The sequence below is a fragment of the Paenibacillus sp. Marseille-Q7038 genome, from assembly GCF_965111595.1.
In genome coordinates, this window is the sequence record NZ_CBCOOM010000001.1 from 965,997 (window position 1) to 987,081 (window position 21,085).

Sequence of the window (21,085 nt, forward strand, 5' to 3'; positions counted from 1 at the left end):
CCAGGGCTATCTGTAAGGCATAGGATGATATCATACAGCTTTTGAAAGGAGTGACATCCTGATGTTGACCGGAGTTCGGATCGTCGTTTTAGGAGGAGATGCACGTCAGCTTGAGGTCATCCATCGCTGCGTAGAGCTTGATGCATCTGTAAGTATAGTAGGATTTGATACTTTGGAGCATTTTCCTGAAGGAGCTGTCAAAGAAACCTTGTCTGACCAGCTTCTTTCTTCCGCTGACGTATTAATACTGCCGGTGGTGGGATGTGACGACAGCGGAAATATTCAAGCTAAGTATGCAAGCGAGGGGACAACGTTAACTTTAACTGCAAAACTTGCAGCTGAACTTCCAGAACATTGTACGATATTCACAGGTATGGCAAAACCTTATTTAAAAGAAATCTGCAAACAGAGTAAAGTTCGTCTTATTGAACTTCTTGATCGGGATGATGTAGCTATTCATAATTCGATTCCGACAGCTGAGGGCGCAGTCATGCTAGCTATTCAAAAAACAGATTTTACGATTCATAACTCAGTTGCGTTCGTATTAGGACTCGGACGTACGGGTTTTACAATGGCAAAAACACTTCAAGGTTTGGGTGCTGATGTAAGGGTGGCTGTAAGACGAGAAGAAGACATTGCTAGAGCATCAGTGATGGGCTTAAAGCCTTTTCTGACGAGGGATTTAGAGAAGCATGCAAGGGAAGCTGACTTGATTTTTAATACGATACCGTCTATGATAATCACAGCACAAATCCTGTCCAAAATGAAGTCGAAATCGTTTATTATCGATCTTGCCTCAGCACCTGGTGGAACCGATTTTCGGTATGCAGAGAAGCGCGGTATTCAAGCGATGCTCGCCCCTGGGCTCCCTGGCATTGTTGCTCCCAAAACAGCGGGTGTTATTATTGCCAACTCCATTGTTAAGCTGCTTTTAGGTGAACAAAATGATCGGGGGAATAAGCAATGAATTGGCAGGGTAAAACGGTTGGTTATGCAATAACAGGATCTCATTGTACTTTTGAAGAAGTGATGCCGGTAGTACAAAGGTTTAAGGATGAAGGGGCAGATGTTGTACCTATCATATCTCAGACTGTACTTACCACAGATACTCGGTTTGGTACGTCTCAAAGCTGGCAACAACAGTTGAAAGATATAACAGGGAATGATATTATTTCTTCGATTGTAGAGGCTGAGCCGTTAGGACCATCGAAAAGGCTCGATGTACTGGTTATTGCACCTTGCACAGGTAACACAACCAGTAAGCTAGCAAATGCAATGACAGATAGTCCCGTTCTGATGGCTGCGAAATCGCAAATGCGGAATCAACGGCCGGTAGTCCTTGCTATTTCGACGAATGATGGCCTTGGACTAAACGCAGCGAATATTGCGAAATTACTTGTAGCGAAGTATATCTATTTCGTTCCGTTCGGTCAGGATAATCCAGAGAACAAACCGAACTCACTCGTCGCTAAAATGCATTTGATTCCCGAAGCAGCTTATGCCGCTCTAGAAGGAAGACAATTGCAACCTATACTTATGTAAAGCGGCAAATGACATGTTAACTTCACGAATGAGAGGTATCGCAAGATGCCTTTTTTCGAGGTGAGTATACTAAGCACTTTTAGGTATATGATCCTTTATAGCATTCTTATATGTGTCTTTTTTGAAAAATGAATTGATGTAGAATGTAGAACAGATTACTAACAGACACTGCAAGTATGCAGTATGTCAAAATCATCGCATCTGAACGCTTAAGCAACGCAGAAGGTTTAAATTCCATTTGTTCTACATCCTTTATGCTTAGGTCTTCTTGATACACAAATGGAGGAATTCGTGCATGGGCATTTTAGTGCAAAAATTTGGGGGGACGTCCCTTTCAACACCCGCTGCTAGAGAACGTGTTCTTCAGCATATGAAGCGTGAAATTAAAGCAGGGCATTCACTTGTTGTTGTGGTATCTGCGATGGGACGCAGAGGCGAACCTTATGCAACAGATACTCTTCTGGACTGGATTGGAAGTAATGGAGATGCTCTTCCTGCAAGAGAGAAGGATTTGCTGCTATCTTGTGGTGAATTTATTTCTGCAACAACATTAACCAGTTTGGCACAGAGTGAAGGACTCACTGCGACCGTTCTAACGGGCGGGCAAGCCGGAATTATTACCGATCACCAATATGGCAATGCCAGAATCATTGAGGTGAAGCCGGATCGGATCTTAGAAGAACTGAAATCTCATCAAGTGGTTATTGTTGCCGGTTTCCAAGGCATTAATGATATAGGTGATATTACTACATTAGGACGCGGAGGTAGTGACACGTCAGCAACAGCTCTTGGGGCTGCACTCCGAGCGGATATGGTCGATATCTATACCGATGTCGAAGGTGTACTGACGGCAGACCCGAGAATTGTAGAAGATGCGAAGCCTCTTTTATATGTCAGTTATGCAGAGATTAGTAATATGGCTCACCAAGGCGCAAAGGTTATACATCCGCGTGCCGTAGAGATCGCCATGCAGTCACATATTCCGGTGCGTGTACGCTCTACTTTCGGTGATGGTGCAGGAACGCTTATTACTCACCCAGAAGGAGTTCGCGATATTCAATCTGGCGTTGTTGATCGTCATGTAACCGGTATTGCACATGTAAGCAACGTAACGCAAATTACGGTTGAAGCAGAAGAGAATGTAGGTAAACTACAGCTTCAGGTCTTTAAAGCGATGGCAGAGAATGGCATTAGTGTTGATTTTATTAATGTTTCACCATCTGGCGCCGTATATACCGTATTTGATTATGATTCCGAAAAAGCGATCCGTGTCCTACAGGAACTTGGACTAAAACCGAAAAGTTTATCCGGTTGTGCGAAGGTTTCGGTTATTGGCGGTGGGATTAACGGTGTCCCAGGAATTATGGCTCGTATTGTAGAGTCACTCGCTGATGTGAATATTGACATTTTGCAGTCAGCCGATTCGAACACAACGATTTGGGTACTAGTGAAAAAAGAAGATATGGTAGGCGCAGTTCGCGCTCTTCATACCAAATTTGAGCTCCATCTATAATCAGCAACAGATCAAGGAGGACATAAACGTGGAATTTGGAAGACTAATAACGGCCATGGTAACGCCATTCAATGATCAAGGCGAAATCCATTGGGAAGAAACCTCTAGGCTCATAGATTACTTAATAGATGTACAAAAATCAGACGCTCTGGTCGTATCAGGTACAACAGGAGAATCACCGACCCTTTCGGATCAAGAAAAAGTGGAGTTGTTTTCTTTTGCGGTAAAACATGCTGCTGGGAGAGCCAAAATTATAGCAGGTACGGGCAGCAACAGTACACACCATTCAATCAAGCTTACACAAGAGGCAGAAAAAGCTGGTGTGGACGGGGTTCTTTTAGTTGTTCCATATTACAATAAGCCGAATCAAGAAGGAATGTTTAGACATTTCGAAGCGATCGCGAAGTCTACTTCCTTACCTGTGATGCTGTATAATGTGCCAGGAAGAACAGTCGCTAGCCTTTCTGTAGAAACGACACTTCGACTTGCACAAATCGAGAACATTGTAGCTACAAAAGAATGTGCATCCATGGAACAAGTGACGCTGATTGCTTCCGGTGCTCCGGAAGGGTTTGTTGTCTATTCTGGTGATGATTCAGCAACTCTGCCAGCCCTTTCTGTGGGAGCTTATGGTATCGTGAGTGTTGCGAGTCATATCATAGGTTCATCCATGAAAGAAATGATTGAATCTTACGTGAACGGAGATGTACAGAAGGCAACTTCCTTACATCAGACGTTATTCCCTGTATTTAAAGGTTTGTTTGATGCACCGCATCCGCTGCCGAATCCTGTAGCTGTAAAATATGCATTAACACTTAAAGGCTTTGAAGTGGGTTCAGTACGTCTTCCGCTCGTTGCACCTACTGAACAAGAAGCTAAGTTCATTTCAGAACTGATTGCAAAGATGGACTAACATATCTGATAAAAAATAGAGCATCCTCGAACTCTTCGTTAGAGCTTCGGGGATTTTTCTTTATATTTAGAGTTTCAGCAATGCTTGTTTTGAGGAATTAAAACCCATCCGTATAAGTGGAAAAAGGTTGTTTTCTGCATTTTATTTTGATTGTTTTTAAAGAAAACGGGAAAACTACACCTTACAAAGCATGCTCGACTTGTTTTTTCGCTTTTTAATCATGTATAATGATGTCAAGTGACTGGGTGCGGTATATTTTTGAAAAAGGTTTAATTAATGATAAGTGTGCAGGAACTTCGGCTGAGAAGCTGTAAGTTTCTTAAACAATAATAACAAATATTAACTATTATAAGGTACGACGTCCAACTACCATAGGAGGTTCAGATTCATTTGTCTAAGAAAAATAATAACGATAAATTGATGATTTTCTTTGGGCGGCGTCGGTGAAATCGGAAAAAACATGTATGTTGTTCAGTACGGTAATGACATTGTAGTCGTTGATGCGGGTCTTAAATTCCCAGAAGAGGATATGCTCGGCATTGATATTGTCATTCCTGATATTTCTTATCTTACCGAAAATCGTGACAAGGTAAGAGGGATCGTTCTGACGCATGGTCATGAAGATCACATCGGCGGTTTGCCTTACGTTCTAAAACACCTTAATGTTCCTGTTTATGGAACAAAGCTTACACTTGGCTTAGTGGAGAACAAACTTAAAGAAGCCAATTTACTTGGCGAAACAAAACGTATTCTTATTAATGAAGATTCCGTAATCGAGCTTGGTAACAGCCTCACGGCTTCATTCTTTGGAACAAATCACAGTATTCCAGACTCTGTTGGCGTATGTATTGAAACACCTGAAGGTGTAGTCGTGCATACCGGAGACTTCAAGTTTGATCACACACCAGTCAATGGTCAATTTGCAGATCTTCAGCGTATGGCTGAAATTGGAAGCAAAGGTGTTTTGGCTCTCTTGTCGGATAGTACGAATGCAGAGAAAGCTGGTTTTACTCCTTCTGAGAAGAATGTCGGTATCGTTCTTGAAGATATTTTCCGTAAAGCAAGTCAACGTGTAGTTGTAGCTACTTTTGCTTCTAACGTGCATCGTGTTCAACAAGTCATTAATGCAGCTGAAGTGACAGGTCGTAAAGTAGCAGTAATCGGTAGAAGTATGGTGAATGTTGTTAATATTGCTTCTGACCTAGGTTACCTTGAGATTCCAGACGGGATGATCATTGAACCAGAAGAAGTAGGAAAAATGGCAGCTGACCGTGTGGTTATTCTGTGCACAGGTTCCCAAGGGGAGCCAATGTCAGCACTTACACGTATGGCCCGTTCTACACATCGTAAAGTAGATATTTTACCAGGAGATACCGTTATTATTGCGGCTACCCCTGTTCCAGGTAATGAAAAATACGTAGGACGTACAATTGATGAACTATTCCGCCTCGGTGCTGAAGTTCACTACAGCGGAGCTAACTCCGGCGTTCACGTATCTGGTCACGGAAGCCAAGAAGAACTTAAACTTATGCTTAACCTTATGAAGCCGAAATACTTTATTCCAATTCATGGTGAGTTCCGGATGCAACGTCGTCATGCTCTGCTTGCAGAAGCGGTTGGCGTAGAACGTGAAAACATCTTTATTACCGATATTGGTGAAGTTGTTGAGATTCAAGGTGGTTCTGCTCGTAAAGCAGGTAAAGTATCTTCCGGTAATGTATTGATTGACGGTCTTGGTGTCGGTGATGTAGGTAACATTGTACTACGCGATCGTAAACTTTTATCACAAGACGGCATTCTGGTTGTAGTTGTAACACTAAGCAAACAGGATGGAAAAATAGTTTCGGGTCCAGACATCATCTCCCGAGGTTTCGTGTATGTTCGTGAATCGGAAGGTCTGCTAGATGAAGCAAACCGAATTGTGACGAGTACCCTTCAGAAGTTAATGAGTGAGAATGTTAATGAATGGGCTTCACTCAAAACGAATGTAAAAGACTCTTTGGGTCGTTTCTTATATGAACAAACGCGTCGTAGACCAATGATTTTGCCAATCATTATGGAAGTGTAATACGTTTTTAACAAACAGATTAAAAAAGATGAATCAAAAGGCACACAGTCGCCTCTTCAACCAACAGGTAATATTGGACGGTTCCCTGTTGGAATGAAGAGGCTTTTTTGTGTAATTTTGAATAGAAACAGATCCTTAACTGCCATAATAAACAAATATGGACGTTTATCAATGGCAGAGAAGGGCGTGTTTATTAATGCAAGAATTAAATAATAAAACAAAAGAAACAAACAATGAAACCCCAATCGCACCGCAAGAAGAGATTAAAAATAATCCAGTTGTAAATACCATTCAAGAACTAGGAACAACGTCTGTTCCTGTCCCGCCTGGGGAATCGAACATTTTTTGTATGACGATTATCGGTCAGATCGCAGGACATCTTATATTACCGCCACAAAATAAAACAACAAAATATGAGCATTTAATTCCTCAGCTTGTAGCTGCAGAGCAAAACCCGCGCATAGAAGGAATCCTCATCATTTTAAATACAGTGGGTGGAGATGTGGAAGCGGGACTAGCCATTGCTGAAATGATAGCATCAATGACGAAACCTACCGTTACGGTGGTTATTGGGGGAGGACACAGTATAGGTGTTCCTATAGCGGTCAGCAGTAGCTATTCGATTATTGCAGAGAGTGCTACCATGACCATACATCCGATCCGAATGAATGGATTATTCATTGGTGTACCTCAGACTTTTGAATATATGGAAAAGATGCAGGAAAGAGTCGTCCGTTTTGTAACTTCTCACTCGCGGATCTCCGAAGAGCAATTTAAACAGCTTATGTTCAAGACAGGGGAGCTTAACCGTGATATTGGAACCGCAGTTGCAGGCGCTGATGCAGTTGAGTATGGGCTGATGGATGCGGTAGGCGGCATTGGGGACGCGATTAAAGAATTAAATCGCCGTATTCAAGCAGGGAAAGACATGGCCGAGCCGAAAGGATTAACACAATGACGATGTATACGGTAATGCCTACGGAGCAGCTTTGGGAAGGGATGTGGAAAGAACAGCTGCCTATGATGGAGATGAGTGTAGCGGGACGTTTAATTCAGGTGATGCCGAAGGACGAAAAAACAGGGATTATTGTAAGAATGTTAAGTGGAGGGTTATACGACTATTTAGATCCTGCATATTCACCGGGGAGAGAAATCCCGCTTTATACAGGGAAAATAGAACAAGGATAACCTTCTATACAGCCGAAAAAGAACATATGTGCTGTAGTATGTACTTATGGTATAATATTCTTCTGGAGGTGACCTTTTTTGGCCAGAAAGAAGAAAAAGAAAAGAAAATCAACCCTTGGTGGGGTTCTTAAATACGAGATCTATGGAATCATTTTGATTACTTTGTCTGTTATTGCCCTCTCTGGTGAGGCCACAGTTGGACGCTCTTTATCCAAAATGTTTGGACTTTTACTGGGCAAGTTTTATTTTGTAATCCCGCTTATCGGGATATTTTATGGCCTCATGGTGATGATTCATCGGAAGTGGCCGGCGAGCTGGAATCTTAGAAAAAGCGGCTTGGTGTTGCTTGTCCTTGCTTTGACCTTAATGAGTACAATCTCAGCTATGGAACAGAAGCTTGGTCCGATGGATCTGTTACGTGCATCCGAAGTGATGAATCAGATACATATTGATTTGCAAACCGAACTGTTAAGAGCGGATGAAACAAGTAATGCTTCCATGCTGGGTAGAGATATCAGCGGAGGATACATCGGAGCGGTAGAATACGCTATATTGTTATGGTTATTTGGCAATATGGGTGCGAACTTGATGATGATTGTTATGTTCTTTATCAGTTTTATGTTGATTACCGGTTTATCTTATGTAGACTTAATGCGAATATTTAAAACTCGTGTCCTTCGATCAGGACGAGCCCTTGCTGCGAAATGGAAATCTACATCTAAATCAGGGACTACTCGCAAATCAGGTACGAAAAATAAGACGAAACCAAAACCGAAAGTTATTCCTTACCATGATGAAGAGGACGAAGAGGATCAGTATATGGAGGATCTCCCTAGTCGCAAAGCACCTTTATTCTTTCAATTGTTTGGTAATGCGAAGACAAAGCAGCATGCAGATGATGATTCTCAGGTAGATCCGTATCAAGAGGGTGGACAAGAGGTGGTTTACGGATCGGCCTCTTCGGATACGAATCTTCCATGGGCAGAAGGATACTCGGAGCTCAGTAACTCTTTACCAAAAGATTCAGAAGTGAAACCGGGAGGTGCTGCAAGTTCAGCGCCCATCATTCGGGACTTCTTTGAGAATGTACGTAATGAAAATGCGGTGGAGGAAGATGATCTGGATGATGCTTATCCTTCAGAAGAGAACCTTGCTGTATCTTCAAGCGTAGTGGAAGAGTCTGGTTCTGTTTCAGATGTAGTCCATTCACCGGAAGTCCTATCTAAGGTAGACTCGGGAACAGTAGAAGTACCAGAAGAAGGTGCCATTCAGCAACCGGCTCCACCGCCTAAACCTTATAAGCTTCCACCGTTTAAGTTGTTGTCTAGACCAAGTAACAGCGGTAAGGGTGGAGATCAGAATGATTACAAGCAAACTGCACGTAAACTAGAGGCTACGCTTGAGAGCTTTGGTGTCCGCGCTAAAGTCCTTGAAGTCGTTCGTGGTCCAGCGGTAACAAGGTATGAAATTCAGCCGGATATCGGTGTTAAAGTGAGCCGAGTAGTCGGTTTAACGGATGATATTGCACTTGCGCTTGCGGCTAAGGATATTCGTATGGAAGCTCCCATTCCAGGTAAATCCGCCATTGGTATTGAAGTACCGAATGGAGAGGTGTCCGTTGTTACGATGCGTGAAGTGATGGAAACTACGGTCTTCCAGGAAGCAGAATCCAAGCTTTCTATCGCATTTGGCCGTGATATCTCGGGTCAAACGATTGTCGGAAACTTGGCAAAAATGCCCCATCTACTTGTTGCCGGCGCTACAGGCTCAGGGAAATCCGTGTGTATCAACGGAATCATCACGAGCATTTTGTATAAAGCGAAGCCCGATGAAGTGAAGTTTCTGATGGTCGATCCCAAGATGGTAGAACTTAATATGTACAATGGGATCCCGCATCTGCTTGCCCCTGTGGTGACGGACCCGAAACGTGCTTCACTTGCGCTTAAGAAAATTGTTGTCGAGATGGAAAAGCGTTATGAGCTGTTCTCTAAGTCAGGTACCCGGAACGTAGAAGGATATAATAATCTGATGAAAGATAATCCTGCTGCTATCCTTCCTTATATCGTTGTAATTGTCGATGAGCTTGCCGACCTTATGATGGTTGCCGCCAATGACGTAGAAGATGCCATAGCGAGACTTGCTCAGATGGCTCGTGCTGCGGGCATACATCTTATTATCGCAACTCAAAGACCGTCCGTTGACGTTATTACCGGTGTAATCAAAGCGAACATACCATCCCGAATCGCTTTTGGTGTTTCTTCACAAGTCGATTCCCGTACAATACTTGATATGGGGGGAGCAGAGAAACTTCTTGGTCGTGGAGACATGCTCTTTATGCCAGTCGGTTCTTCTAAGCCGGTTCGTGTACAAGGCGCGTTTTTGAGCGATCAGGAAGTAGAGAATATTGTGAGCTATGTTCGTGACCAGGCAGAGGCAGAGTATGATGAATCGCTTGTACCTGAGATTGATGATACTTTGCAACAAGCGGAAGAGATTCAAGATGAGCTCTATGATCAAGCTGTACAGATCATCATAGAAGCCAAACAGGCATCCGTATCTCTCCTTCAGCGGCGAATGAGGGTAGGTTACACTCGTGCTGCAAGACTTATTGATTCTATGGAAGCTAGAGGTGTTATTGGTCCTTACGAGGGCAGTAAACCGAGAGAAGTTCTTATCTCCATGGAACAATTTCAAGCAAATAAAATAAGTTCATAGTATGACTAAGGAGTTCCTTTCTAATGCGAAAGGGGCTCCTTTTTTATTTTCATATTTACTATTTCCACTCTTTAACATCTTTTCTACTATGACTAAACGTGAATAGGAACAATAACTGCTAAACATAATAAATGTAGCCAACAAGAGAACATTAAAGAAAGGTAGATTCTACACATGCGAAAAATCAATCTTTGGATCCTCGCCGGCGTGATCTTACTATCGGCTTCTTCATATCGTCTGATCCTGATGACAAATGAAGAAAAGACAGAATCAAAAATCGAGCAGAATGCCGAAGCAGTTCCTACGTTTAGTCAAAACCTGGTTACATCTGGTGCCTATGGACAGGATGTATATGAACTTCAAGGCCGGCTTAAGTATCTTGGTTACTACTATGGTAAGATTGACAGCCACTTTGGACCCAAGACACTAGGTTCCGTCAAGTGGTTCCAATCGGAATTTGGTATCAGAGTAGATGGTGTCGTTGGTGCTAAGACAAAACTTAAACTTTACAACGCCACTAAGGATTGGCGTCCAACCGAGCCAGGACCAGGGGCAGCTAGTGGAGGCAACTCATCTTCTGGTAATAACTCGGGAAGTGATAACAAGGGTAATAGTGGAAGTAGTGGGAATAGTAACATGGGAAGTACCAACTCACTGGGACTAACTGAGAATGAGATTAAGATAATGGCTAATGCCGTTTACGGAGAAGCACGCGGGGAACCTTTTGAAGGACAAGTGGCTGTAGCAGCTGTCATATTAAACCGCGTTGAATCACCGCAGTTCCCAAATACTCCGTCAGGTGTTATTTTTCAACCGGGTGCGTTTACGGCTGTAGCAGATGGACAGATTTATCTTGAACCGAACGAGCAAGCACGGAAAGCGGTAATGCAAGCCTTAGATGGATGGGATCCATCAGGAGGATGTCTGTACTACTTCAACCCGAAAACAGCGACTTCTAAATGGATATGGTCTAGGCCTCAGGTGAAAACGATTGGTCAGCATATATTCTGCATGTAAGTTATAGAATGGGATGGATAAGAGTCTATTACATTTCTGAAAGCAGCAGCTAATTACTTAATAAAGAATGTACGGACAGCAATCGGCGGATTTCCCTCCGGTTGCTTCTGTGCTTTTGAATGAGTTAGAATGAAATCATACTAGGAAAATTAATGAAAAATTATGACGTCGTAAAGGGGTTTTGAAACTTGACTAATACAGGATTCGAACGCGGCAGCAATCAGCATATTCGCATTCATGTGCTGCCTACCAAACGCTTTAAGACGTTTGCCATATCTCTGTATGTGGGCGCGCCGCTTAAAGAAGATACGGTAACCAGTACAGCATTGATCCCATTCGTTTTGCGTAGAGGAACATCATCATATCCAGAGACAATCCAGTTTCGTGAGCAGTTAGAAGAGCTGTACGGAGCAGGATTCGGTTTTGACGTATATAAAAGAGGAGACCATCAAATTATCCAGTTCCGTATGGATACCATTAATGACTCCTTTGTTCAAAGCAGTGATCGTCTGCTTGACCGATCCTTTGCTTTTCTAGGCGAAGTGGTTACAAGCCCTGCGAAGGAAAATGGTCATTTCCGCTCTTCCTATGTTCAACAAGAGCGGGATACCGTTCGCAAAAGACTAGAGTCCATTGTAAATGATAAAATTCGTTACGCAGGAGAGCGCTGTATTGAAGAGATGTGTAAAGGAGAACCCTACCGTCTTCATCCTTTAGGAGAACGTAAAGATCTTCCGGGAATTGATCCAGAAGGTCTTTATCATTCCTATGAACAGTGGCTTCAGAACGCGGGAATGGACCTATACGTAGTAGGAGACACCACTCTTGAAGAAGTGGAAAAACTCGTAGAGAAGTATTTTCATCTGAATCGCAATACTTCTTTCGAATATAAAACGGAAGTAAGTAGTCGTCAGCACCGCGAAGTACAAACCGTTGTTGAGAAGCTGAATGTAAATCAGGGGAAACTGAATATGGGTCTTCGAACATCCATTACATATGGAGATGACCAGTATGCATCTGCCTTAATGTACAATGGTATTTTGGGCGGGTATCCTCACTCCAAACTGTTTGTTAACGTGAGGGAGAAACATAGTCTTGCTTATTATGCTTCTTCGAGATATGACGGTCATAAAGGGATTGGAACGATTCAATCAGGAATCGAGATCCCTAATTACGAGCAGGCGGTCGAGATTATAAAGAATCAATTATCCGATTTAAAAGAAGGTAAAATCTCTGACCTGGAGATGAACCAAACCAAGGCGATGATTCGTAATTTGCTTAAGGAAATCGGAGATTCCGCATTTGAAATGATTTCTTACGATTTTAACCGTCAATTGTCAGGTAAAGAACGGACAACGATGGAACTGCTGAAGCAAATTGAGTCCTTAACGAAAGAAGATGTTCAGAAGGCAGCGGAAACGTTCCAGTTGGATACCATTTATTTCTTGAGAGATCAGAAGGGGGAATGACCGGTGGAGAGCATACGATATGAACATCTACAAGAAACTTTGTATTATGAAGTAATGGACAACGGTCTTTCTGTATATGTACTCCCTAAACCGGGGTTTGAAAAAACCTATGCTACCTTTGCTACGAAGTTTGGTTCTGTTGACAACCATTTTCAAGTAGAGGGTAAGGAAGAGCAGCAAGTACCGGACGGGATCGCTCATTTTCTGGAGCATAAAATGTTTGAAGAGCCTGAAGGCGATGTATTTGCTAAGTTTGCCTCTCATGGAGCTTCTGCTAATGCATTTACAAGTTTTGATCAAACCGTATATTTATTTTCAGCTACCGAAAATATTAACGAAAATATCGAGACACTTGTGAATTTCGTACAGAATCCTTATTTTACAGATCAAAATGTAGAAAAAGAAAAAGGAATTATCGGTCAGGAAATTAATATGTATCAAGATAATCCGGATTGGCGCGTATATTTTGGATTAATCGAAGCTATGTTCCAAAAACATCCGGTGCGGATTGACATTGCCGGTACGATTGAATCCATCAGTACGATTACGAAAGAAACCCTATATGATTGTTATAATGCATTTTATCACCCGAGCAATATGCTTCTCTTTGTAGTAGGTGGAGTGAACCCAGAGGAAGTCATGGACCTCATTCGTAATAATCAGGCCCAGAAGAATTATGAGAAGCAAGGAAAAATAGATCGTTTATTTGAAGAGGAACCTCTGGAAGTAGGACAGAAACGCCGGGAAGTAAAACTTGCGGTTTCTTTACCTAAATGTTTATTTGGGTTTAAAGAACTTAGTAAAGGTCTGAGCGGCGAGGAATTGGTTCGAGAGGATTTAACCACGCGATTGATGCTTGATTTATTGTTTGGTTCAAGTACTGAACTGTATCAGAAACTTTATGACGAAGACTTAATATCCGATGGTTTTGGGCATGAGTATAACAGTTCAGCACAGTATAGCTTTTCCGCAGTCGGCGGAGATACAAAAGATCCTGATCTTCTGTTAGAACGTGTTCGTACGGAAGTGGAAGCGATGCAGCAAAAAGGGTTTGACCAAAGTCACTTTGAACGGACTCGCAAGAAAAAAATGGGTGGATATTTGCGTATGCTTAATTCCCCTGAGAGTATTGCACATGAATTTACTCGTTATCAATTCCGCGGCGGCGATCTTTTCCGTGTACTGCCTATTTATGAATCTATTACGCTCGAAGATGTAAATCGTCGTCTTAGAGAACATATTAATTGGGATCAGCTGGCCGTATCTTTGGTGGTGAGTCCTTAACATGGAGAGAGAAACCGGATCCTTTATGAAGCCTATACTCGATACAACGGTTCTGGTTACAGGAGCAAGCAGGGGAATTGGAGCTGCCATAGCTAAGCGTTTTGCGTCTGTTGGAATGAATGTAGTTATTCATTATATGAACTCTCATGAAGCAGCCAACGAAGTCGCAAGGCAGTGTATGGACTTTGGCGGTAGAATTATGACCGTCAGTGCGGATCTAACCAGTAAAGAACAAATCGAGCGCATGGCTCAAAAATTAAAAGATTATGATATGATTCCTGATATTCTGGTAAATAATGCTGGGATTTCTCATTATGGTCTTTTATCCGATGTCACGGAAGAAGAATGGGATCATGTCATGGCAGTGAATCTGAAAGGCACTTTCCTCTGCACACAAATGTTTATGCCGGATATGGTTTCCCAGCGGTATGGCCGGATCATTAACGTCTCATCAATCTGGGGGATTTCAGGGGCTTCTTGTGAGGTTCTATATTCAGCGACTAAGGGAGGCATCAATGCCTTTACGAAAGCGCTGGCCAAAGAACTGGCTCCCTCTGGTGTGACGGTGAATGCAGTGGCGCCAGGTGCCGTGGATACAGATATGATGAATTCCTTTGACGAAGAGGAAAAGAGAACGTTAGAACAAGAAATTCCGGCAGGGAGACTTGCTAAGCCAGATGAAATCTCGTCGTTGGTCTATTTTTTAGCACTCCCTGAGTCTGGTTATATTAATGGACAGATTATTTCGCCGAATGGCGGTTGGTTGACCTAGAAGACAGTAAATTAATTCCTGTATAAGGAGTACGTACCTTGCTCATATTAACTACTGCTCACTTTAAATCTCATGAGAATGCTAAGGAGGATTTAATGATGTCAACAGTAGTCAGTAATTTTGATGCATGGAAAAAATTTCTGGGTGATCGTGTAGCGCAGGCCGAAAAACTCGGTATTAGCGAAGATGTCATTAACAAACTTGCTTACGAAATCGGTGATTTTCTTGATGAAAAAGTCGATCCGGCAAACCCATCCAACCGCGCATTAAAAGAACTATGGGACGTGGGTAATGAGGAAGAGCGTCGTACAATTGCTAAGCTCATGGTCAAATTGGCTAAGAAAAACGCATAGTGGCGCAAGGAAGAGCTCCCGAAAGGGAGCTTTTCTGTAATTGTTACATCCTTGGTTCTTGTAATTCATTTTTATTTTATATATCATTAGTAAGACCCATGTTTGATGGATTCAGATCCAAACATTTTCTGCTCGGGGAATGACTGATTATGTCGAATATTGAGGAATAAGCTTCAGAGGTGTTAATATGGAGTACAAACAATGGTATATGGAGTACAAAATACATAAGAACAGACCTGGACTCCTTGGTGATATTGCTTCCATGCTTGGAATGCTTGAAGTAAACATTTTGACTATTAATGGTGTTGAAGGAAAAACAAGAGGGATGCTGATCGAGTCAGATGATGATGAGAAGATCCAACTCTTAGGTCAAATGCTGAAAAAAGTGAATAACATTACGGTAACAGCTCTTCGTGCGCCAAGACTTGTGGATATACTCGCTGTCAGACATGGCCGATATATTGATCGTGATTCAGATGATCGTAAAACTTTTCGCTTTACTAGGGATGAACTTGGGTTACTTGTTGATTTTTTGGGTGAAGTATTTAAGAAGGAAGGAAATCAGGTGATTGGTCTGCGGGGAATGCCGCGTGTAGGGAAAACGGAATCCATTATCGCGGGAAGTGTATGTGCGATGAAACGATGGACGTTTGTATCGTCGACCCTATTGCGCCAAACCATACGTAGTCAGATGTCTGAGGACGAAATGAACCCAAATAATGTTTTTATTGTTGATGGGATCGTGAGTACAATTCGTTCTAATGAGAAACACTATAATTTGCTGCAAGAGATCATGAGCATGCCGAGTACGAAAGTAATTGAGCATCCTGATATTTTCGTGCAAGAATCTGAGTATGACTTTAATGATTTCGATATTATCATTGAACTTCGAAGCACTCCAGACGAAGAGATTATATATGATACGTTTACTGCAAATTATACCGATGATCTGTAAAGGTACAGCGATAATTTAAAGAAATGTGTTTTTTATAAATGAAATACATCTTTGATAAGACAAAAAAAGAGGAGGAATTCGCATGTCTGAACTGGGTCAGCAGTTGAAAGAGGCCCGGCTGCAAAAAGGACTAAGCCTTGATGATGTTCAAGAAATGACGAAGATTAGAAAAAGGTATCTTGAAGCAATCGAATCGGGAGATTATAAAGTCCTCCCTGGCAGCTTTTATGTGCGGGCGTTCATTAAAACCTACGCTGAAACGGTAGGATTGAATCCCGATGAGTTGCTCGAAGGACATAAGAAGGATGTTCCAGATTCAGAACAAGAAGCTACAATGGAACCGGTTATTACTAAGCGTTCCAGCCGTCCGGCATCGGAGCGTAATAACAAATGGCTCACTACTGTATTACCTTGGACTTTTTTGGCTCTCATTCTAGTCTTAATTTACGTTTATGCGGTCAGTGATAACGGTAATAAGCAAGCTGAGACACCAAGTGATCCTGATACGGAACAGCTTAACCCACCCGTAAATGAAACGCCGACACCACCCGAAGACGAGGGAACTGCCGGCGAGAATACAGAGGAGCCAGGTACCGATGTAGGTGGTGGTGATCAACAAGATCCGAATGATGGAGAAGATACTCCGGCTGAAGAAGAATCTACGGAGGAAGAACCTGTCGAAGAGCCAACTGAACAGCCAGTGAAGATTACGCCAAGTGGTAAAGCAGGTAACATTACGATCTTTGACGTTGCGGGCGGCAGTGCTGATGAACCGGTGAAGGTTGTAATCAAAGCTTCAGGTCTTAGCTGGATGGAAGTATATGCAGGTGAGAACTCTAGTGGTGAGAAATTGTTCAGAGATAACACGGCAGAGGGGCAAACCTACAGCTTTGATCTGGGCCCAGAAGGAATGTATATTAAATCTGGTTATGCTCCCGCTACGGAAATTACCGTTAATGGTGAAGTAGTTACCGATGGCAAGACGACGAATCGGATTCGTTTAGAGCGTGTGGAAGGATCAAGTTCTGATCAGAGCAATACTGCAGGCGAAGATGAATCTTCAGATTCTGGCGAGTAATTGCCTACTCTAACATGTACAGCGAAATGTCGCTGTACATGTTTTTTCGAGTAAGGTTTTCTGACAACACTTTGAAAAGAGATTCGATTTATGTACCCTATTCTAATATAATGTTACATAGGGCATCATGACTAATGAAAGGAAGTGGATAACATGAGTGAAAGTTCATTTGATATTGTATCCAAATTAGATTTGGCGGAACTAACGAACGCCGTAACCCAAGCAGAGAAGGAAATTGCGAGCCGTTACGATTTTAAAGGTAGTAAGAGCAGTCTTAAAATAGAGAAAGATGCGCTTATTATTGTTTCTGATGATGAATATAAACTAGGTGCAGTCATTGACGTTTTACAATCAAAAATGGTTAAAAGAGGTCTACCGCTAAAAAATCTCGACTATGGCAAAATTGAACCTGCTTCTATGGGTACAGTGCGTCAGCGACTTGGTTTTAAACAAGGAATTGATCAGGATAACGCTAAAAAAATCAATATTCTGATTCGTGACTCTAAGCTGAAAGTGAAAAGTCAAATTCAAGGGGATCAAATCAGGGTCACTGGAAAAAATCGGGATGATCTTCAAGCAATTATACAGTTGCTGCGCTCAAGTGATTTGCCTCTTGATCTTCAGTTTACAAACATGAAGTAAAACAAGACATGCATTCATGAGTAAATCTCTATTAGTTTTCATGCTCGCCATATTTAAAATATTTATGTTTATTTAATATGCAAGAGTAGTATAAATAGAGATGTTGAGATTTACATTACATACCTCATGAATGACAAAAAGACATAGGTGGGATTTGCTACGATGCAAATCTCCAAGTACGATCTAAAGGGGAGGGCGTCTTTCTTGAATTTACCCAACCGAATCACACTAGCAAGAATTTTTATGATTCCGGTCATGATGATCTTCTTGCTAGTTGATTTTGATTTCTATCCATCTCCAATCCAGTTTGGTGACTATTCTCTTCCTTATAACCAGCTCATTGCTGTAATTATTTTTATCGTAGCTGCGAGTACAGATGGAATTGACGGATACATTGCGCGAAAACACAATCTGGTTACCAATTTGGGCAAACTGCTCGATCCTCTTGCAGATAAACTTTTAATTACTGCCGTACTGGTTTCCTTAGTTGAAATGGGCAGCGTACCCTCATGGATGGCTGTTGTTATTATCAGTCGCGAATTTGCGGTAACAGGATTACGTCAGGTAGCGCTCCTAGATGGTTCAGTTGTAGCTGCTAGCTCTTGGGGCAAGGTGAAGACGGTAACTCAAATTATCGCAATTTCTCTTTTGTTATTGAATAATTTCCCGTTTGCTTTGATATCCATTCCTATGGATGTCATTTTCATCTGGCTGGCCACCATCGTGACTTTATACTCTGGAATCGACTATTTTGTTAAGAACAAACATCTTCTTCGTCAAAATTAAGCTTAAACAAAAGCGTAATTGTTTAATATAATTTTATAATTAAACCAAAAGAGCAATAGGTTAATCCTATTGCTCTTTTGGAGACTAGAAACATAAGCTGGGAGACTGGAGGAGTTAAAATGAAAGCAGAGATTATAGCAGTGGGTACAGAACTTTTACTCGGTCAAATAGTGAATACGAATGCTCAGTTCCTATCAAAGGAGCTTGCCGCTATTGGTGTGGATGTATACTTTCAAACGGTTGTCGGGGATAATGCGAACCGAATGAAACAAGCGATAGAAACGGCTCGCAGCCGTGCAGATATTGTTGTTTTTTCAGGTGGAATCGGTCCGACTCAAGATGATATTACAAAGGAAGTTTTAGCCGATCTTCTGGGACTTAACCTTCTCATGGACCAGCGTTCCTTGGATCAAATTGAAAAAATGTTCACTAGACGCGGTACAGTAATGACGGAAAATAATAAACGTCAAGCTACTATTATAGAAGGAGCAAGTCCGCTGCTTAACGAAACGGGACTAGCACTTGGTAATGCGATCAGTCATGAAGGAACCCATTTTATTATTCTTCCTGGTCCTCCTAAAGAGCTGAAGCCTATGTTTACAAATCAGGTCTTGCCTTGGTTGTATCAGCATGTTTTAGCTGGCGAAATGCCAATATATTCAAAAATGCTTAAGTTTGCTGGTATCGGTGAATCCATGCTGGAGGACAAGCTGAAAGATTTGATTACAAGTCAAACGGATCCCACGATTGCGCCTTACGCCAGTGAAGGAGAAGTTACCGTACGAATCTCAACAAAGGCTCCAAGTGAAAGGGAAGCCATGGTGAAGCTAAACGAGCTTGAGCTACTCATTCAGCAACGTTTACCTCAGCATATGTATGCAAGCCATGATATTCCGATAGAACATGTTATCGTTGAGATGATGGCAGATCGTGAACAGACGCTGGCAGCAGCTGAGAGTTGCACAGGAGGACTCTTGATGGCCCTTCTTACTTCTATTCCAGGCAGTGGAACCATGCTCCGAGGTGGATTTGTATGCTATTCTAATGAAATGAAAGAGAAGCTTCTGAATGTGCCGCATCATTATCTTGAAGGAGAGGATGCGCCTGGGGCCGTGAGTCCTGAAGTCGCGAAAGTACTCGCAGAACAAGCTCAGATGATTACAGACTCAGATTACGGACTATCCATTACGGGTGTAGCAGGCCCAGGATATTCGGAGCGAAAAGAAGTCGGACTTGTATATATCGGTATAGCTGAACGAGGCAAGGAGACAGAAGTTCATGAGTTAAAACTGAGCGGTAATCGGGAAACGATTCGAATCCGTTCTGCCAAAACCATTTTATATCGTTTGTGGCGCCGACTGATTGAAAACGAAAAACTTAACTAGATGATCAGTTAATAAGTAGATAAATATAACAACTAGTAAAATAAATTTTATCAAATTTGTTTGACGCTTTTGTTTGGAACCAGTATACTACAAGTAATCGGAAGAACCGGGCGCAAATCAGATTTGCACAGGTTCTTCCTTTTTTTGTGTTCTGAAGATCAGCGGGCCCCTGATCTCTCAAAAAAACGAATGTATGTTCTCAAAAAATGCTTGGCAAACGAGTCCAAAGAGAGTATCATAGAGTTATAAACATAGAAGGATGTGAGTTTATTGTCAGATCGTCGTGCAGCGTTAGATATGGCGCTACGTCAAATAGAGAAACAATTCGGTAAAGGTTCAATTATGAAACTGGGTGAATCAACTCACATGCAAGTAGAAATTGTACCCAGCGGATCGATTGCTTTAGATATTGCACTAGGAACCGGCGGATTTCCAAGAGGTCGGATTATTGAAATATATGGACCAGAATCATCAGGTAAAACAACTGTTGCACTTCATGCTATTGCTGAAGTACAAAAGGCAGGCGGACAAGCTGCATTTATTGATGCAGAGCATGCGCTTGACCCGCAATATGCAAGTAATTTGGGCGTAAATATTGATGAATTGCTTCTTTCTCAACCAGATACAGGGGAACAAGGTCTTGAGATTGCTGAAGCTCTTGTAAGAAGCGGTGCTGTTGATATTGTGGTAATTGACTCTGTTGCAGCACTTGTACCTAAGGCAGAGATTGAAGGAGATATGGGGGATTCCCACGTAGGTCTCCAAGCTCGTCTGATGTCTCAAGCTCTTCGTAAGCTGTCTGGTGCGATCAGTAAGTCCAAAACGATTGCAATCTTTATCAATCAGCTTCGTGAAAAAGTGGGAGTTATGTTCGGTAACCCAGAAACAACACCAGGTGGACGTGCACTGAAGTTCTATTCCACAGTTCGTCTTGATGTGCGACGGATTGAAAGCATTAAGATGGGTAACGACGTTGTCGGAAACCGTACAAGAATTAAAGTAGTCAAAAATAAAGTGGCTCCTCCGTTTAAACAAGCCGAAGTCGACATTATGTACGGTGAAGGGATTTCCAAAGAAGGAAGTCTTATTGATATCGGTGCTGAACATGGGATTGTTGACAAGAGTGGCGCTTGGTATTCCTACAGCGGTGAACGTTTAGGCCAAGGCCGTGAAAATGCAAAACAATTCTTGAAAGAAAATGTTGCGATTGCTAATACAATTGAGCAAAAAATTCGTGAAGCGAGCAATTTGACAACGGTTGTTGAAGCTCCTTCTGATTCAGACAAGGCGAAAGAAGAGAAAGAAGAAAAAGAATTGTTTGAGGTTGAATAAGAGGATTTGCCGATTGTGAGAACAATAGTGTAAAGATAAGAAACCGCGGCTTATTTTTAGCTGCGGTTTTTTT

Annotated in this window: 18 protein-coding genes and 1 pseudogene; all 19 read left to right on the plus strand. The window is 42.1% G+C overall.

Features of this window, described 5'->3' with window-relative positions; translation table 11 throughout:
- Positions 1–61 precede the first annotated feature (61 nt).
- The 19 genes and pseudogenes from dpsA to recA all read left to right on the plus strand — a co-directional run bounded on the left by dpsA (position 62) and on the right by recA (position 21,012).
- Positions 62–967, plus strand: coding sequence for a dipicolinate synthase subunit DpsA (gene dpsA, locus ACWPWY_RS04735; protein ID WP_454190615.1), 906 nt, complete (start codon positions 62–64; stop codon positions 965–967).
- Positions 964–1,542: a dipicolinate synthase subunit B gene (locus tag ACWPWY_RS04740; RefSeq protein ID WP_454190616.1), complete on the plus strand. Its 579-nt coding sequence runs from the start codon at positions 964–966 to the stop codon at positions 1,540–1,542. Before dpsA ends, ACWPWY_RS04740 begins: the two co-directional genes overlap by 4 nt.
- A gap of 295 nt (positions 1,543–1,837) precedes the next feature.
- A complete protein-coding gene (gene dapG / locus ACWPWY_RS04745; protein WP_454190617.1) occupies positions 1,838–3,055 on the plus strand; it encodes an aspartate kinase in 1,218 nt (405 codons plus the stop codon).
- Positions 3,056–3,083: 28 nt separating this feature from the next.
- Positions 3,084–3,968: a 4-hydroxy-tetrahydrodipicolinate synthase gene (dapA, locus tag ACWPWY_RS04750; protein WP_454190618.1), complete on the plus strand. Its 885-nt coding sequence runs from the start codon at positions 3,084–3,086 to the stop codon at positions 3,966–3,968.
- 390 nt (positions 3,969–4,358) lie between these two features.
- A pseudogene (locus ACWPWY_RS04755) lies at positions 4,359–6,036 on the plus strand (ribonuclease J).
- 196 nt (positions 6,037–6,232) lie between these two features.
- Positions 6,233–6,994, plus strand: a complete 762-nt coding sequence (locus ACWPWY_RS04760) for a ClpP family protease (protein WP_454190619.1) — start codon at positions 6,233–6,235, stop codon at positions 6,992–6,994.
- Positions 6,991–7,224 (plus strand): YlzJ-like family protein, encoded by a 234-nt coding sequence (locus tag ACWPWY_RS04765; RefSeq protein WP_454190620.1) that lies wholly within the window; start codon positions 6,991–6,993, stop codon positions 7,222–7,224. Before ACWPWY_RS04760 ends, ACWPWY_RS04765 begins: the two co-directional genes overlap by 4 nt.
- A 78-nt stretch (positions 7,225–7,302) precedes the next feature.
- Complete coding sequence (locus ACWPWY_RS04770) at positions 7,303–9,939, plus strand: DNA translocase FtsK 4TM domain-containing protein (RefSeq protein ID WP_454190621.1); 2,637 nt, start codon at positions 7,303–7,305, stop codon at positions 9,937–9,939.
- A gap of 174 nt (positions 9,940–10,113) precedes the next feature.
- Positions 10,114–10,956: a spore cortex-lytic enzyme gene (gene sleB / locus ACWPWY_RS04775; RefSeq protein WP_454190622.1), complete on the plus strand. Its 843-nt coding sequence runs from the start codon at positions 10,114–10,116 to the stop codon at positions 10,954–10,956.
- A gap of 188 nt (positions 10,957–11,144) precedes the next feature.
- Positions 11,145–12,425 (plus strand): EF-P 5-aminopentanol modification-associated protein YfmF, encoded by a 1,281-nt coding sequence (gene yfmF, locus ACWPWY_RS04780; protein ID WP_454190623.1) that lies wholly within the window; start codon positions 11,145–11,147, stop codon positions 12,423–12,425.
- 3 nt (positions 12,426–12,428) lie between these two features.
- The gene (gene yfmH / locus ACWPWY_RS04785; RefSeq protein ID WP_454190624.1) at positions 12,429–13,709 is read left to right on the plus strand and encodes an EF-P 5-aminopentanol modification-associated protein YfmH; all 1,281 of its coding nucleotides are present in this window, start codon (positions 12,429–12,431) and stop codon (positions 13,707–13,709) included.
- 1 nt (position 13,710) lies between these two features.
- On the plus strand, positions 13,711–14,481 hold the full coding sequence (gene ymfI / locus ACWPWY_RS04790) for an elongation factor P 5-aminopentanone reductase (protein WP_454190625.1): 771 nt from the start codon (positions 13,711–13,713) through the stop codon (positions 14,479–14,481).
- Between the two features lie 98 nt (positions 14,482–14,579).
- Positions 14,580–14,834, plus strand: a complete 255-nt coding sequence (locus ACWPWY_RS04795; RefSeq protein WP_213532611.1) for a DUF3243 domain-containing protein — start codon at positions 14,580–14,582, stop codon at positions 14,832–14,834.
- A gap of 187 nt (positions 14,835–15,021) precedes the next feature.
- Complete coding sequence (locus ACWPWY_RS04800; RefSeq protein WP_191798485.1) at positions 15,022–15,789, plus strand: DUF3388 domain-containing protein; 768 nt, start codon at positions 15,022–15,024, stop codon at positions 15,787–15,789.
- An 82-nt stretch (positions 15,790–15,871) separates the two neighbouring features.
- Positions 15,872–16,867: a helix-turn-helix domain-containing protein gene (locus tag ACWPWY_RS04805; RefSeq protein ID WP_454190626.1), complete on the plus strand. Its 996-nt coding sequence runs from the start codon at positions 15,872–15,874 to the stop codon at positions 16,865–16,867.
- A gap of 153 nt (positions 16,868–17,020) precedes the next feature.
- Complete coding sequence (locus tag ACWPWY_RS04810) at positions 17,021–17,509, plus strand: YajQ family cyclic di-GMP-binding protein (RefSeq protein WP_454190627.1); 489 nt, start codon at positions 17,021–17,023, stop codon at positions 17,507–17,509.
- Between the two features lie 204 nt (positions 17,510–17,713).
- On the plus strand, positions 17,714–18,295 hold the full coding sequence (pgsA, locus tag ACWPWY_RS04815) for a CDP-diacylglycerol--glycerol-3-phosphate 3-phosphatidyltransferase (protein WP_454190628.1): 582 nt from the start codon (positions 17,714–17,716) through the stop codon (positions 18,293–18,295).
- A gap of 119 nt (positions 18,296–18,414) precedes the next feature.
- Positions 18,415–19,680, plus strand: coding sequence for a competence/damage-inducible protein A (locus ACWPWY_RS04820; RefSeq protein WP_454190629.1), 1,266 nt, complete (start codon positions 18,415–18,417; stop codon positions 19,678–19,680).
- Between the two features lie 270 nt (positions 19,681–19,950).
- On the plus strand, positions 19,951–21,012 hold the full coding sequence (recA, locus tag ACWPWY_RS04825) for a recombinase RecA (RefSeq protein ID WP_454190630.1): 1,062 nt from the start codon (positions 19,951–19,953) through the stop codon (positions 21,010–21,012).
- The last annotated feature ends 73 nt before the right edge of the window (positions 21,013–21,085 follow it).